Below are 16,401 nucleotides of genomic sequence, written 5' to 3' on the forward strand. Positions count from 1 at the left end.
TTTAGCTGTAAATTTTTCTTAAATCCGATTTTTGGAACACTAACAGTAGAAAAAGGAACTTTACAGCTGTGTTGCTTTCCTACATCTTTGCATCGAATTTTAACAACGGAAAGTATGAAAAAGAATGGTAAAGCATTTGCTTATTTGTTTTTGACCGTAGCTTCGGTTCTGAGTGTAGGATGCAGTTCCTCGGGAAAGGAGGAAAAGACGGAGCGCGAAGTTCCGGTGAAGACTTGGACGGTCGCTTTTTGTGAGAATCTGGGTGTACATGAATATATGGGAACTGTCGAGGGAGAGTCTTCTTCCTCACTGAGTTTTCAGGTACCGGGGTATGTCGAGCGCATCTATGTGCGCGAAGGTCAGCGGGTAGCTCAGGGCGAACTGTTGGCCCGGCTCGACAAGACCACGTTGCAAAGCACCTATGATGCCGCTTGTTCTTCGTTGCGGCAGGCCGAGGATGCTTATGCCCGTATGGAACAGTTGCACGAGAAGGGGAGCCTGCCCGAAATCAAGTGGGTCGAGGTACAGAGCTCATTGCAGCAGGCCCGCAGCATGGAGCAGATTGCCCGCAAGAATCTCAACGATGTCGAGTTGCGTGCTCCCTATGCCGGGGTAGTAGCTCAGAAGAGCATCGATACGGGATCGTCGGTGGTGCCCGGGGTACCGGTTTTCCAGTTGATGAAGATTATGCGCGTGAATGTAAATATGGCTGTCCCTGAGGATGAGATAGCCTCGATAGGTCTGGGCGATGAGGTATCGGTCTCCGTAGCGGCTCTCGGCAACAAGAGCTACACCGGAAAGATTATCGAGAAAGGCATTGCCGCCGACCCGCTGGTACACACCTACAAGGCATTGGTGCAGATCGATAACCGTTCGGGCGAATTGCTCCCGGGCATGGTTTGCGTAGCGCGGTTGGGCGGTACGCGCGACTCGTCAATTGTTGTTCCCAACCGAATCGTGCAAATCGATAGCGACGGCACTCCCTTCGTATGGGTCGACAGCGACGGCAGAGCCACCAAACGGCCGGTATCGGTCGGTGCCCTGTCGGGCGACGGTGTCGTAGTCGAGTCGGGCCTGTCGGTGGGCGATAAGGTAATTGTCGAGGGTACTTCGAAAGTAAGTGAAAACATGAAAGTAACAGAGCAATGAAAACAAAAGGTGGTATTATAGAAGCTGCCATGAAATACAGGCAGATCGTTATTCTCATCGTGGCGTTGATGTTTGTACTGGGAATTTACTCTTTGGTGAAGATGCCCAAGCAAGAGTTCCCTGCCTTTACCATACGCCAGGGGGTTGTGGTGGCCGTCTATCCGGGGGCTACATCGACCGAGGTCGAAGAGCAGGTGACCAAGCCGCTCGAAAACTTTATCTTTGAATTCAAAGAGGTGAAAAAGGCCAAGACTCATTCGCTCAGCCGCGACGGCATGTCGATTGTCTTTGTCGAGTTGAACGACGACGTAAACAACCGCGACGAGTTCTGGACCAAGTTCAAGCATCGTATAGCTGCCTTTAAGTCGCAGTTGCCCTCGGGGGTGCTGGCTCTCGTGACCAACGACGACTTTGGTGACACGTCGGCTATGCTGGTTACCATCGAGTCGAAAGACAAGACCTATCGCGAACTCGAGGAGTACCTCGACGATCTCAAGGATCGATTGCGCCGCATCGATGCCGTGAGCAACCTGCGCACCTATGGCTTGCAGAAAGAGCAGATCAGTGTCTACCTCGACCCGGCCAAAATCTCGCGCTATGCAATCGACAACACTACGCTGGCTACCCAACTGCTCTCCCAGGGTTTCACGACGGTGAGCGGAGCGGTCGATAACAGCCGGTTTGTAGCTCCCATTCACCTGGCCGATACCTACGACTGTATAAACGATGTAGCCAACCAGATTGTTTTTAGCGATCCGCAAGGGCACGCCATCCGGCTCAAAGATGTTGCCCGGGTGGTGCGTGAATATCCCGATCCTACCTCTTATATTACCAACAACGGCACCAAGTGTCTGGTGCTCTCCATGGAGATGCGCGAAGGCAATAATATCGTAGAGATGGGACAAGAGGTCAACAAGGTTCTCTCGGACTATGAGAAAGAGCTACCCGACGATGTGTCGATATTCCGCATTACCGACCAGTCGCAGGTCGTAGGCGATTCGGTTGTAACCTTCCTGCGCGAACTGCTCATTGCCATCATTGCCGTGATTGTAGTCGTCATGTTGCTCATGCCCTTGCGGGTAGCTTCGGTAGCCGCTTCGACGATACCCATCACCATATTCCTGTCGCTGCTGGTCTTCTATGCCTGCGGCATGGAGTTGAACACGGTTACATTGGCGGCTCTGATTGTCACGCTGGGTATGATTGTCGACAACTCGATTGTCATCATCGACTGCTATATGGAGAAGCTCGACAACGGCGTGCCCCGCTGGACGGCAGCCGTCGAGAGCGCCAAGGAGTTTTTCCGCTCCATTTTCTCGGCCACGTTGGCAATCAGTATCACCTTCTTTCCCTTCCTCATTACCTCGACGGGTATGATTAACGACTTCGTGAAGTCCTTCCCTTGGGCTATCACCATTATCCTGGCCTTGTCGCTGCTGGTAGCTGTATTGTTGGTTCCCTACATGCAGTACTACTTTATTCGGACCGGATTCAAAGGTGCGCCCAAACCTGAAAAGAAACAACGCCGTTCGTTCCTGACCGTATTGCAATCGTCTTACGACAAGCTCATTACCAAGTGTTTCGCTCATCCCGTACGCACAATGGGCGTAGGTCTCCTCGCGGTGGTAGCCGGTGTCGTGCTGTTCCTGGCGCTGCCCATGCGGCTGATGCCTATTGCCGAGCGCAACCAGTTTGCCGTCGAGATTTACATGCCTTTCGGTACGGCGCTCGAAAAGACCTCTGCCGTGGCCGATAGTCTCGAATCGATTCTCCGTAAGGATCCCCGGGTGGTATCGGTGGCCTCGTTCAAGGGAGAAGGGTCGCCCCGCTTCCACACCACCTATGCTCCGCAGATGGCCGGTTCGCACTATGCTCAGTTTATCGTCAATACGACGGGCAACGAGGCTACCGAGCAGATGATCGACGAGTATAAGGATAAATACCTCAACTACTTCCCCGAAGCGCGTGTACGCTTCAAACAGCTCGAATACTCCGATGCGGTCTATCCCGTCGAGATACGGGTCAAGGGTAACGACCGCGACAGCCTTCGTGTGGCTGCCGACCGGGTGAAGAAGGTCATGGATGGCTTCGACGAGCTTTCGTTGGTTCATAGCGACTGGGAGGGACAGCTTCCCGGGGTCACCTTGCAACTCGACGACGATGAGATGGGGCGGCTGGGCATGAGCAAAGCCATGCTTTCGGCCAATCTGGCCATGCACCTGGGCAACGGTCTGCCCGTGACTACGGTTTGGGATAAGGATTATCCCATAGATGTCGTACTTAAGGACGACGGCCGTAGCGAGCTCTCCTACGATGAGGTGGGCGATACCTATGTCTCGGCTTGGGGCGGAGCTGCCTCGGTTCCGGTGCGCCAGATTGCTCGGGTCGAACCCGACTGGCACGATGCCCAGATAGCCCGTCGCAACGGTATTCCTACCATTACGCTCCAGTCCGATGTGAAGAATGGGGTCAACGCTTCGGCCATGACCAGCAAGATCGTGAAGGCCGTCGAGCAAATCGATATGCCCGAAGGCATCGAATGGGAGGTGGGCGGAGCCCGTGAGAGCGACAGCGATACCTTGAATATGATTGTGAGCGGGCTGGTCATTGCGGTCGTCATCATCTTCTTCATCCTGTTGTTCCACTTCCGTCGCATCAATATGGCCCTGCTCATTCTCGGGTCACTCGCGCTCTGTCTGTTGGGAGCCGGTGTAGGTATCTGGGTGATGGGGCTCGATGTGAGTGTGACGGCAGTCTTGGGTATCGTCAGCCTCATGGGTATCCTTGTACGTAACGGCATTATCATGCTCGACTATGCCGACGAGTTGCGTATGAAAGAGGGATTGAGCGTGCGTGAGGCCGCCTTGCACTCGGCCAAACGTCGTATGCGCCCCATATTCCTCACCTCGGCCGCCGCTTCGATGGGTGTGATTCCTATGATTTTGGGAGGCAGTCCGTTGTGGTCTCCCATGGGTTCGGTCGTATTTTTCGGAACCATCATCTCGATGATATTGACCCTCACCATATTGCCGGTAGCCTATTGGTTGATATTCAGCCGGGCCGATCGTAAAACAGAAAATCGTTGAAAGGAGAAAAAAAGATGACAAACAAGCAAATCATATACGCCGTTGCGTTGGGCCTGTTGGGATGTTCGCTCCCGCTCAACGCTCAGAAACTCTATACGCTCGACGAATGCCAGGCTCTGGCCGTCGAAAACAGCGCCAAGGTAAAGAACAGCCGTTTCGATGTCGAGGCGGCCGAGCAAACCTCGAAAGAGGCCTTCACCAATTATTTCCCAAACATTTCGGCTACGGGTGCCATCTTCAAGGCCAGCGAAAGTATGGCTCAGATGGATATGGCATTGCCCGTACCCGGAGTGCCGCCTATCTCGATGGAGATGCTCAAGTCGGGCAAGATGGCGGGTGTCACTCTTCTTCAGCCGGTATTCATGGGTGGCCGCATAGTCAATGGCAACAAACTGGCTCATATCGGAGAGCAGGTGAGCCAGTACCAGCTGGCCCTTACCGAAGACCAGGTAGAGGCTTCGGTCTCGCAATACTTTTGGCAGATTGTTGCTCTCAAAGAGAAGTTGCGCACGCTGGCTACACTCGAGACTCAGCTCGATACCCTGCATCGCGATGTGGTGGCTTCGGTCGATGCCGGTGTCACCACCCGCAACGATTTGCTGCGGGTAGAGCTCCAGCAACAGAACATTGCCGCCAACCGGCTGAAGGTCGAGAACGGCCTCTCGGTAACCCGCATGTTGCTGTGTCAGTTGATCGGGGTCGATAAGAGCGATTTCGATATAGCCTTCGACAACTTCCCGCCCGTGGTCTCGCCGCTCGATTACTACATCGATCCCGAGACCGGGCTCGACAACCGGGCCGAGAGCAAGCTCCTCGACAAGTCGGTCGAGGCTGCCAAACTGCAACTGCGCATGAAGCGGGGCGAAAACCTCCCTTCGGTAAGTGTGGGAGCCGGCTATCTCTATCACGATTTGCTCGAGAAGGATACCGATTTCGGAGTCGTCTTTGCCAGCGTATCGGTGCCTATCACCTCGTGGTGGGGTGGCTCGCATGCCATTAAACGGGAAAAGATCAAAAAGATGCAAACCGAGAATACCCGGCAAGACTCGCGCGAAATGATGCTGGTCGAGATCGAGGCCAAGTGGAACGACTTGCAAGAGGCTTATCAGCAGGTGCTGCTCGCTCAGAAATCCATCGAGTCGGCTACCGAGAACCTGCGACTCAACAACGACTATTACAAGGCCGGTACGGTTGCGCTCTCCGATCTGCTCGATGCCCAGTCGCTCATGCAGCAAAGTCACGACCAGTATGCCGAGGCTTGCACCTCCTATCAGCAGAAACAGGTTGCCTATATGCAGGCTACGGGTCGGTAGGCCCTTGACGATAGGAAGTCATTAAAAAAGACAATCCGGCCGATTGCACCAAGCAAGCGACCGGATTTCTGTTTTTATGTATGTAAGAAGAAGTTTTCGAACGGTTACAGTACCACCTTGGTGTGGTAGCGGTTGGTACCCTGCGAAATCGTTACCAGGTATACGCCCCGGCTCAACGAGGGCAGGGGAGTTGCTGCCGATACCTCTCCGTCGAGCGTGCAGACGCGGGCGCCCGAGGTGTTGTAGAGGTCGATTTGCAGCGGGGTATCGTCGGTCGAGTTGACTACGAGTTTACCCTCCTGTGCGTAGCACCGGATAGGTTGGTCGGTCGGGAGCGACGATACGGCACTCGACGGTTGACGACGTTTGCCGAAAATCCACGGCAGGAAATCCTCCCGGGCAAAGACCCCGCTCCAGATGAAGTGGTCGCCGCCGGGTATCTCGACATACTCGACCGTAGCCCCGGCCTCGAGCAGAGCCTCATAAGCCGAGCGCGAGTTGTTCACCGGCACCACACCGTCGGCATCGCCGTGGAAGAGCCGCCAGTAGACACGCTTGGTGCGGCTGTCGATGCGGTCTACCTGGATGCCGCCACAGATAGGTACGGCTGCGGCAAACGTCTCGGGAAACCGGCAGGCCAGGTCGAAGGTACCCATGCCGCCCATCGAGATACCGACGATATAAACCCGGTCGGGGTCTACCGGCTCGTTTTGCAGGTAGTAGTCGATGAGCTCTTTCACCGCCTGGTTGGGGGTAGAGATGGGGTAGTCGGTCGGGAAGGTGGTGGCGTCGAACGAGGCGGGTTGGCTCTCAAACGGCCAGAAGTTCTCCGACGGACATTGCGGGAAGAGTACGAAAGCCGGATAGTCGGCCCGGTTCTGCGAGGTGAGGAACTGATCGGCACCATATCGCAACTGGCTCTCGTTGTCGTTGCCTCTCTCGCCCGACCCGTGGAGGAAGATGACCAGCGGGTAGCGCGTGTCGGCCTCGATGGTGGCCGGCTGCAGGGCACGGTAGTTGAGCGACAGCCCCGACGAGGCCTGGAACGTCTCGCGCGAGAAGAGCGTGTAGTCGGGCTCTTCATAGTCGGCTATCTTGGTACACGTCATTTTCATCGATGCCGTGTTCACGTCGATGCGGTATACTCCCGTCTCGGGCACCTGAAACGAGTTGTCGGGTTTGCCGTCGGTCTCCAGTTTTACATACAAGTCATACTCCTGGCCCGAGGCAATCACCTGGTGTCCGCTCTGGTCGAGCCGGCAGGTGAGCGATGTGGCCCACGACCGGGCTACGAGAAATTTGAATCGTTCCTGTTTGCCGCTGTTCTTTTTCAGCGGGCCGCTCCAGGTGTACGAGTCGGCGCTCTCTTTCGTCATGGCAAGGGCTGCGTTGGGGTCCCACCCCGACGAACAGGCATCGCCTACCACATACAGGTTGTCATAGGCAAAAGCCGTTGTACACCATACGAAAATCAGGCAAAGTGCAAAGTAAAGTTTTTTCATGGTCATTGATATTTTATGTATGGGTTAAAGGATATGTTCACTTCTGTATATTTTGCCTTTCTATTATGAGACAATAAAATCCCTCTATACCCTTACAGCCACCCCTGTTTTTTTATACGGTGCGTGCCGAAATAAAGCGAGGAGCCGTGTCTCAACAAGTTGTTCACTTCGACACAGCTCCAGGTTAAATTTAATGTATGTAAGAAGAAGTAGCTTTCGTAAAATCTCCGGCCCATTCCACAAAAAGGGGCGAAAGGGCTACCGCAATACCCTGGGGCCGGAGTTGTAACTCCCCGAACAAACCTGCCGGCCTGGTTGCCGGCAGGCTGTTCGGAGAGCTGATTGCATGGGAAACGTGATGAGTTCTATTTCTTAAGCGGATAAATTATTTTACCGTAAACGAGCCTTTCAATCCCTCGGCACTGTTCGGTCCGATCCAGATGTCGAACTGACCGGCCTCGACCTTCTTCTTCAGGTCGCGGCCATAGAAGGCCAGAGCCGAAAGCGGCAGTTTGAAGGTGACCGTCTGGCTGTCACCGGCCTTGATGAAGAGGCGTTGGAATCCTTTCAACTCTTTGACCGGACGGTCGATCGAGCCCACCAGGTCGCGCACGTAGAGTTGGGCAACCTCGGTACCGTCGACGGCACTGGTGTTCTTGACGGTAGCCGTTACGGTGAGGGTATCGGTGGCGCTCACCTCGTTGCTCGAGAGGTTGAGGTCGGCATATTCGAAGGTGCTGTACGAGAGTCCGTAGCCGAAGACAAACAGCGGGTCTTTACCCGAGTCGAGGTAGAACGACGTGTTGCCGAGTGACGTCTGCGGAGCCTCCAACGGAATATCCTCGAGGGGCGTAATTTCGTTTTGGGCGGGTCGGCCGGTGTTGTTGTGGTTGTAGTACATCGGTATCTGTCCCACTTCGCGCACGAAGGTTACCGGCAGCTTACCGCTGGGGTTCTCGCGGCCGTAGAGCAGGTCCATGATGGCCAGACCGCCCATGGTGCCCGGGTGGAAGTTGTAGAGCACGGCATCGGCATAGGGCAGGTCGCGCTCGATGGTGAGCGGACGGCCGGCAATAACCACCATCACTACCGGTTTGCCGGTGCTCTTCACGGCTTTCAGCAACTCCGACTGGGCACCTATCAGGTTGATGTTCGACAACGAGTGGGCCTCGCCCGAGAGGATGGCCTCTTCGCCCACGAAGACCACGGCCACGTCGGCCCGGCGTACGGCACTCTTCACCCGTTCGAAGTCGCTCGTATCGGTATCTCTCGAGTAGTCCAGCCCGGGCTCATAGATGTATTTCACCTGGTTGTACTCATCGGTTTGCAGGGCTCTGAGCGGGGTGACGGTGCGATTCTTGTCACCGTCGAACGACCAGGTGCCCAGTTGGTCGTGGGGAGCATCGGCCATGGGGCCTACGATGGCCAGGGTCTGACCCTCCTTGAGCGGCAGTACGCCGTCGTTCTTCAGCAGAATGGCCGACTCGACAGCGGCGCGGCGGGCCGTTTGCAGGTGCTCGTCGCAGTAGATGGTGCTCGTCTTGCCCGGTTTGGCATAAGGATTCTCAAACAGTCCCAGGCGGTATTTGATGCGCAGAATGTTGCGCACGGCGTTGTCGATTACCTCCATCGGTACCTTGTTCTCGGCTACCAGTTGAGGCAGGTGTTCGATATAGGTCTGGCTTACCATCTCCATGTCTACGCCGGCATTGGCCGAGATACGGGCCACATCCTTGCGGTCGGCGGCAAACCCGTGCGACATCATCTCGCTCATCGAGCACCAGTCCGATACCACAAAGCCGTCGAACTTCCACTCGTCGCGCAGCACGGTGCGCAGCAGGAAGTCGTTGCCCGAGGCGGGTATTCCGTCGTTGTCGTTGAACGAGGTCATCAGCGTGGCGGCTCCGGCCTCGATCGCTTTTTGGAACGGTTCCAGGTAGACGTTGCGCAACAGCGTTTCGGGAATATAGGTCGAGTTGTAGTCGCGTCCGCCCTCGGCAGCACCGTAGCCCACGAAGTGTTTCACGCAGGCGGCAATGGCGTCGCTGTCCGACAGATGCTCGCCCTGGAAACCGCGCACCATGGCGGCACCCAGTTCGCCCGACAGATAGGGGTCTTCGCCCAGGCTCTCGGCTATGCGGCCCCAACGGGCATCGCGCGAGATGTCGAGCATGGGGGCAAAGGTCCAGGTGATGCCCTCTTCACGCGCTTCGGTAGCTGCCATGTGGGTACCGGCCTCGACCACTTGCGGGTCGAACGAGGCAGCCAGTCCCAGCGGAATGGGCAATACGGTCTTGTAGCCGTGAATGATGTCGCGCCCGATGATGAGGGGGATACCCAGCCGCGACTCCTCGACGGCCGTCTTCTGTATCTCGTCAATCAGTTTCGGGTCTATGTTGAGCATCGAACCTATCTCGCCGGCCCGAATCTTGGCTTTGATCGAATCCAGAGGCTGGTCGAAACAGAGCTGGTTCATCTGACCTATTTTCTCTTCGAGCGTCATTTTTCCCAACAGGTCTTCGATGAAACGCTCCTCTTCGGTGTTGCCGGTCGACTTGCATCCTGTGGCAAGCAGGGCGGCAACACAGATGACAAACAATCCTTTTTTCATTGTGTATGTGTGGAATTAAGTGGTTATAAAATAATCTTGCAGGTGTAGTGTTGTGTCTCGTTTTGCAGGTCGAGCAGATAGACCCCCGCAGCGGTGTTGTGTAGGGCAATGGGCTCGTCGTTGGCTACCTGTCCGGCAAAGACCACTTGACCGCACAGCGTGTAGCAGGTGGCCCGGCAGTTGCCGTCGATGCCTGTGACGATAATCTCCCGGTCGGCCCGGCGGGTACGGACGGTTATCACGTTGGTAGCGGCTTCGGTCAGCCCCGTGGTGGGGTCGGTGGTGACGAGCAGTTGCGGCTTGTGGGAGTCTTCGGCCTCCGACGAATAGAAGTAGAGCAGCCCCGTGGCGTCGGTTTCGCCGATGCACAGCTTGAAGGTGAGCAGGCTGGCCCCGGCTTCGATTTGTGCCTTGGCCCAGTCGGTGACATCCCACTCGATATAGCTGTTCAGCTCGTCGGCCCGTACCAGAGTTTCACCGATACGGGTGAACTGGTCGGGTTTGGTGTTCCAGGTCATTGTCGTGTACGACTCGGTATTGCCCCAAATCTCTACCGGGTGGGTCTCCTTGCGGGGCCAGCTGGGGTAGATGCAGTCGTAGTAGTAGGCCCGCACCACCATGCGCTCGGCCTGCGGGTCGATGCCGGTGGTGGCAAACGACAGGTAGGCTTCGCGGGTGTGGGTATCGGTATTTCCTTTTACCTCCAGATGGTCGGCGTCGGTGTAGGCTGTGGTCTGGTTGGCCTGGTGCACGTAGGTGTCGAAGGTGGGCGATACGCTTTGTCGCCCGGTGTAGATGTGGGCTTCGCCCGTCACGGTACCGCTCTCGGTATAGCGGTTGCTTACCGCTACCGGCCGCACGGTGGTTTCGTCGGCCGTGGGGGTAACCTCGACGATGAGCGGGTTGGTGGTGATGCTGTCGAGCCGGTGTTCCTCACCGTCTACGGTGTAGGTGAGTCGCCAGGGCGGTACACCCGTAAAGCGGCACACGAAATAGCCCTGTTCGCCGGGAACAATCACCTTGCTCTTCTCGCCGAGTTCGACCGAGGCCGGCACGGGGGTGAAGAGTTCGGTCAACTTCTCCATGCAGATCGAGGCCATCTTCTGTTGGATATACTGCTCTTTGCCCCGCATTGGGTGCCACCCGAAGGTGATGTCGTAGATTTTTTCGGTATCGGCGGCATATTTGATACTGGGCTGACGGCCGTCGGCATCGACCACCTTGCGGGTGAAACCGATGTTTTCGTCCCACTCGATGAGGGGCAGCTGCCAGCGTTCGGCCAGGGTGCGGATGCTCTGGTTGTAGGTGATGCGCGAGTCGTGCCAGTGGGTACAGAGGATGATTGTGGCCGGTTTGCCGTTTTCGGTCTGGTAGTAGCGCGATTCGGGATTGAACTTGAGGTTGTAGCAATCGGCCTTGTAGCGCTTGATTACATAGTCGTAGGCCGTGTTGTACTGTTGAATCTCGTCGTAGGTATACTCTTCGTAGTTCTCCTTGATGCCGTTGGTGCTGGCCACGTCCTGGTTGTGTACGTGCATGATGATGAAGGCATCGATGCGGTCGAGCTCCTCGGTCGTGTAGAAGCGGTCGAGAAACATGTCCGATGCCGTGTGCTTGATGGCGTCGCCGCCCACCGCCTTGTTCAGCGGTTCGGCGTTGAAGGCGTCGCACACCAGTTCGAACCAGCCGTTCTCGGGTACGGCAAACGAGGCGCCGGCCAGCAGGAAGTGGTGGTCGTAGTTCTGGGCCTGTGTCGCGAGAGCGGCGAGCGACAGGAGCCCCGACAGGATAATCTTTTGTAGTTTCATGGTTTCTGCTTATGGGTTAATCTTTTACTTCGATGGTTGTCGTCGAGTGTATCTGACGCGACGACGAGGCCACATGCAACAGATATTTGTCGTTCTCGAGTTTCCAGTCGGCGATGCCCTCGTCGTAGAAGGCAAATGAGCTGACCGGGATTTCGAGTTCGACCACCCGCTCTTCGCCCGGTTGGAGGAATACCTTCTCGAAGGCTTTCAGCTCCTTGACGGGGCGCAGCACGCTGGGCTTCTTCTGGCTCATGTATACTTGTACGGTCTCGGCTCCGGCCTGTTGGCCGCTGTTTTTCAGGGTGAACGAGAGTTTCACCTTCTCGTCGGGGCGGTAGCTCTTCTTGTTGGTGCGGGCTTTCCCGTAGTTGAAGGTGGTGTAGGAGAGACCGTAGCCGAAGGGGAAGAGCGATTTGATTTTCTTCGTGTCGTACCAGCGGTATCCCACCAGAATATCGTCCTTGTAGTATTGCGTGTCGTTTACGCCCGGATACGACTCCTCGCCGAAGTAGTGGGCGCTGTTGTCTTCCAGTTTCACGGGAATCGAGAAGGGCAGTTTGCCCGAGGGGCACACCTCGCCGCTGATGACATTGGCCGTAGCCGGGCCGCCTTGCGAACCCAGATACCACGACTGGATGAGGCCATCGACCTTCGAGAGCCACGGCATGCTCACGGCGTTGCCGCTGATGATGATAATGCCCGTGTTGGGGTTGGCCTCGATGAGCTTCTCGATGAGCTCGTTTTGCCCGAAGGGCAGGTCCATGCTCAGGCGGTCGTCGCCTTCACAGTCCTGGTGAAAGTTCTTGTTGAGGCCGCCGAAGAAGAGCACCACGTCGGCTTCGCGGGCCACCTTCACAGCCTCCTCGACCAGCGAGTCGGCATCGAGGCCCGAGGGCAGTTCGTTGCTGTAGTTGGGTTCGCCCGAAGCATAGCCCAGGGTGAAGACGATGTGTTCCCGACCGTATTTCTCGATCATCCCCTCGAGGGGCGAAATCTCCTTTTGCGGTTTCAGCTCCGACGAGCCGCCGCCCAGACACAACTGCTTGACGGCATTCTCGCCGATGACGGCAATCTTCTGGTAACGCCCCTTCTCGATGGGGAAGAAGTGGTTGTCGTTCTTCAGCAGCACGATACCCTCCTCGGCCACCTGGCGGGCAATCGCGGCATGCTCGGGGGTGAGCTTGCAGCCGTAGGGGCGGTTGCGGTTCATGTTGGTGCGGAAGCACAGGCGCAACACCCGGCGCACCTTCTCGTCGAGGAGCGACTCGGGCAGCTCGCCGCTCTCGATTTTCTTCAGGAACGGCTGGGCCAGGTAGTAGTTGTCGTAGGCCGAGCTGATGCCCCAGGTCAGACCGTTGGTCCAGGTACCCATCTCCAGGTCGAGTCCGTTGCGGGCCGCCTCGTCGGTGTCGTGGGCCGAGCCCCAGTCGGTCAGCATCACGCCGTCGAAGCCCCAGTCGCGTTTCAATATCTGGTTGACCAGCCGCTCGTGGTGGCTGCAGTATTGGCCCCGGTATTTGTTGTACGAACCCATGATGGCCCACACGCCGCCCTCCTGCACACCGGCTTTGAAGGCCGGCAGATAGATCTCGTAGAGGGCGCGGTCGCTCACTTCGACATTCACTTTGTCGCGGTTCTTCTCCTGATTGTTCAGGGCAAAGTGTTTCAGACAGGCGGCTACGCCGTTTTGCTGCATGCCCTTGACGTAGGGCACGACCATACGCGACGACAGATAGGGGTCTTCGCCCATGTATTCGAAGTTACGCCCGCTCAGCGGGGTGCGGTAGATGTTGACGCCGGGTCCCAGGATAATATCCTTTTTCCGGTAGCGGGCCTCCTGGCCTATGGCGTTTCCATACCGGAATGCCAGTTTGGGATTGAAGGTAGCAGCCAGGCAGGTGAGGGCGGGGTAGGCCGTGCAGGAGTCGTTGGTCCAGTCGGCATGGTCCCAGTTGTCCCACACAAATTCCATGCGCACGCCGTGAGGTCCGTCGCTGAGCCACAGTTCGGGGATACCCAGCCGCGGGCAGCCGGGGGCACTGAACTTGGATTGGGCATGAATCATGTCGATTTTTTCCTTTAAGGTCATGCGCGACAAAGCATCTTCGATGCGAACCTCGATGGGTTGATTGTCGTCGAGATAGGCCGGTACAGGCTCTTGTGCCACTACCCGTGCTGCCAGAGCCAGTACGAGGGCCGAGAGGGTGCCGATTCTTAGAAGTATCTGTTTCATAATAGTCTTGGTCAAAAAAAATAGGTTAGGTCTATAAGCCGACATTCAAGTCGGATGCCTTCGGCTTCCACGGGTCGGTCGGGGGAGCCGGAGGCAGAGAGGAGTCTCTGTTACTTGAAATATTGGCCCTCCTCCCGCAGGCGCTTGCGAAGGAAATCGACATCGACCTGATGCACATCGGGGCGCGATTGCTTGGCGGCCAGAGCCGCTGCCATACCGGCAGCTTCGCCGGTGACCAGAGCGGGCGGCATCACACGCAGGCTGCCCAGAGCCTCTTCGTCGGCCGAGATGCAACGCCCGGCCGTGAGCAGGTTTTTCTTGCCTTTGGGGGTGAGGATACGGTAGGGGATACCATGCGACTCGCCGCGACCGTAGTGCTTGGCCTCGTAGCCGGGGATGTGTATATCAACAAAGTAGCAGTTGCGGCCAATCTCGTCGTCGAAACTGCGGCGTTCGAGCCAGTCGTGGATGGTGAAGATGTAGTCGCCCTCGATGCGTCGGCTTTCGCGGATACCCAGCAGCGAGGCGGTCTTCACGATGAAGCCGTTGCCATACACCTGCGGCTGGTAGTCCTTGAGCATGCGCAGGTATTCGGCGGCTACTTTGCGCCCCTTGATCATGGCCTCCGATACCTGCCAGGGGTCGGTCGAGTTGGTCATGTCGATGTGTCCGGCATTGAACTGCACGACGCCCGGACCGATGAGGTTGTTGCAGCTATGCTGATCGATTAGCGGGTATTTGCCCGATTTCAGTGCATCGTGAATGGGGCTGTCCTTGTTTTCCCAGTAGAGGTTGGGATTGGTGTTGTATCCGTAGGAGTCGACATTGGCAATCGAGAAGCAGAGGGTAGAGCGCTGCACCTTGTCGTCGGGGTTGCCCATGAAGTAGTTGGCCCCGGCCCATACGGCCAGGTCGCCGTCGCCGGTACAGTCGACAAAGACTTTCGCCTTGAAGGCGGTGAGTCCGTTTTTGTTGGCGACGATGATGGCCTGGATGGTGTCGTCCGAAGCCATCTCTACGTCGGCCAGGCGCGAGAAGAAGAGCACCTTGGCCCCCGACTCGCACACCATGTCGTCGTAGACGGTCATCAACTGTTCGGGGTTGATCGACACCCAGTCCAGCTTGTCGGCCGGTTCGTGCGGCACCCCTTTCTTGGCGGCGCGGAATACCTTCTCGGCCAACCCCCGGTAGATGATTTTCTCGCCGTCGGAGAAGGGACACCAGGCCGGAATCATGCCCGTGGTGCCCATGCCGCCCAGTTGGCCGGTGGCTTCGATGAGCAATGTCTTGGCACCTTCGCGGGCGGCCGATATGGCGGCTGTACACCCCGAGGGGCCACCGCCTACGACGATGACGTCCCAATCACTGTCTATCTGTATCTTTCTCCTCTTCATCGCGAGGGTCGATGGTTTCTCCCCGGCTTGCAAAATCGAGGGAACGGCCGAGGCTGCCAGCAGCATGCCGCTTTTCTGGATAAAATCTCTTCGGGATATTTTCGTGGGTTTCATATTGTTTCCTGTGGTTATGTTGTATAATGGTTTAGTCTTTGATATCGCTGCAAGTAAGTATGTTGGGGTAGGCGGCAAAGCGGGTGAAGTCGTCGCTGGCCGGATGCCCCGGTACCGGAATGAAGTAGTGTCGCTCTTTGTTCCAGGCATTCTCGCCAAACAGTACGAACGAGAGCTTGTATTGCGAGATGACGGGATAGAGGTATTGTGAGAAGAAGTTCGAGATTTTGATACCCTCCATGCCGGTACAAGTAATGGCCGGTATCTTTCGGTTCTTCCTGGCAAATTGGGTAATGACAGCCAAGTTGCGGTTCAGCTCTTGTATGAATTTTTGCCCGTCGTACTCTTCGGTTTGCAGTAATAGGGAGCTGACTCCTATTATGTCGACAAACTTGTTGCCGGGGTAGTAGGCCGGCAGGCAGGCGGTAGACCGGTTGTTGTAGACCGAGTAGGCGTAGAGCAGGTTGTGCACCTGTTTCTGGTCGCGCAGGTAGTTGACGGTGAGGGCCCAGAGCTGTTTATAGTCGTCGGCCTCACACAGTTGGGAGTTCCACCACAACGGTTGGTCATCGTTGTGGGCATGGAACGGTTGGAATATGACCGGAATCGGTTCGCCTGCTTCGTCTTTCAAGGAGGCAAAGAAGTCGGCCACCTTGTCCAGCGAAGCAAGGAACTCATTCCGAACAGAGTCATTCTCTACGATCAGTTTCACGGCATCGTGCCGGCTGCAATCGCTCGCGTCGCCTCCCGTCACGGGGTTGCTGGCCCGCCAGGTAAAGAGCGATATGCCTCCCTGGCGATTCACCTCGCGCACATAGTCGATGAGCGTGGCGAAAGCAATGGAATCGCCATTCAACCGACTGCCATGCTCGATGTTCCCGATGTCCCAGCCAAACACGGCCGGGTAGTCGCCGCACACCGACTTTACATCGGAGCGGCCCCTCTCCTGGAACCATTTGTAACCATAGGCCAAATCGTCTTGATGGCCGAGCATGATACCCTTGTCCAACTCGTGTTGCAACTTCAGGTACAGTTTTACTGTCCCGGCCGAGGCCTTCCCGTCGCTTATGGCCGGGGAGTTTTTCCCCTTTTGGTTGGTAGAGCCACAAGCGACGAGCAGGGCCGCGTTCAGGATCAGAATCAGTTGAATGATGCGATTTCTCATTTCTTACAAATTCGATATGACCACAC

9 protein-coding genes are annotated in these 16,401 nt (G+C 56.5%); 3 read left to right on the forward strand and 6 right to left on the reverse strand.

The features are described from left to right. Window positions 1–114 precede the first annotated feature (114 nt). From ABGT88_RS05170 to ABGT88_RS05180, 3 genes are read left to right on the forward strand one after another with little or no spacing between them, the layout of a single operon-like run. A complete protein-coding gene (locus ABGT88_RS05170) occupies window positions 115–1,149 on the forward strand; it encodes an efflux RND transporter periplasmic adaptor subunit (protein WP_087408074.1) in 1,035 nt (344 codons plus the stop codon). Further along, window positions 1,146–4,235, forward strand: coding sequence for an efflux RND transporter permease subunit (locus ABGT88_RS05175; protein WP_087408073.1), 3,090 nt, complete (start codon window positions 1,146–1,148; stop codon window positions 4,233–4,235). Before ABGT88_RS05170 ends, ABGT88_RS05175 begins: the two co-directional genes overlap by 4 nt. Before the next feature lie 14 nt (window positions 4,236–4,249). Then, window positions 4,250–5,548 carry a TolC family protein gene (locus tag ABGT88_RS05180; RefSeq protein WP_087408282.1) on the forward strand — a complete coding sequence of 433 codons (1,299 nt, stop codon included), beginning with the start codon at window positions 4,250–4,252 and terminating at the stop codon, window positions 5,546–5,548. A gap of 104 nt (window positions 5,549–5,652) precedes the next feature. Here the strand turns inward: ABGT88_RS05180 and ABGT88_RS05185 are convergent, their stop codons facing one another. The 6 genes from ABGT88_RS05185 to ABGT88_RS05210 form a co-directional block, all read right to left on the reverse strand. Further along, window positions 5,653–7,050 (reverse strand): prolyl oligopeptidase family serine peptidase, encoded by a 1,398-nt coding sequence (locus ABGT88_RS05185; protein WP_346700806.1) that lies wholly within the window; start codon window positions 7,048–7,050, stop codon window positions 5,653–5,655. Window positions 7,051–7,435: 385 nt separating this feature from the next. Further along, on the reverse strand, window positions 7,436–9,661 hold the full coding sequence (gene bglX, locus ABGT88_RS05190) for a beta-glucosidase BglX (RefSeq protein WP_346700807.1): 2,226 nt from the start codon (window positions 9,659–9,661) through the stop codon (window positions 7,436–7,438). Window positions 9,662–9,684: 23 nt separating this feature from the next. Beyond that, entirely contained in the window at window positions 9,685–11,469 is a 1,785-nt protein-coding gene (locus ABGT88_RS05195; RefSeq protein WP_346700808.1) for a DUF5040 domain-containing protein, read from the reverse strand. A 16-nt stretch (window positions 11,470–11,485) separates the two neighbouring features. Then, window positions 11,486–13,702 (reverse strand): glycoside hydrolase family 3 C-terminal domain-containing protein, encoded by a 2,217-nt coding sequence (locus ABGT88_RS05200; RefSeq protein ID WP_346700809.1) that lies wholly within the window; start codon window positions 13,700–13,702, stop codon window positions 11,486–11,488. Window positions 13,703–13,812: 110 nt separating this feature from the next. After that, window positions 13,813–15,210, reverse strand: coding sequence for an FAD-dependent oxidoreductase (locus ABGT88_RS05205; protein ID WP_258326430.1), 1,398 nt, complete (start codon window positions 15,208–15,210; stop codon window positions 13,813–13,815). A 31-nt stretch (window positions 15,211–15,241) separates the two neighbouring features. Further along, complete coding sequence (locus ABGT88_RS05210) at window positions 15,242–16,375, reverse strand: glycoside hydrolase family 26 protein (RefSeq protein WP_258326429.1); 1,134 nt, start codon at window positions 16,373–16,375, stop codon at window positions 15,242–15,244. Between the last annotated feature and the right edge of the window lie 26 nt (window positions 16,376–16,401).

This window comes from Barnesiella sp. An22 (assembly GCF_963931395.1).
Classification (GTDB): domain Bacteria; phylum Bacteroidota; class Bacteroidia; order Bacteroidales; family Barnesiellaceae; genus Barnesiella; species Barnesiella merdigallinarum.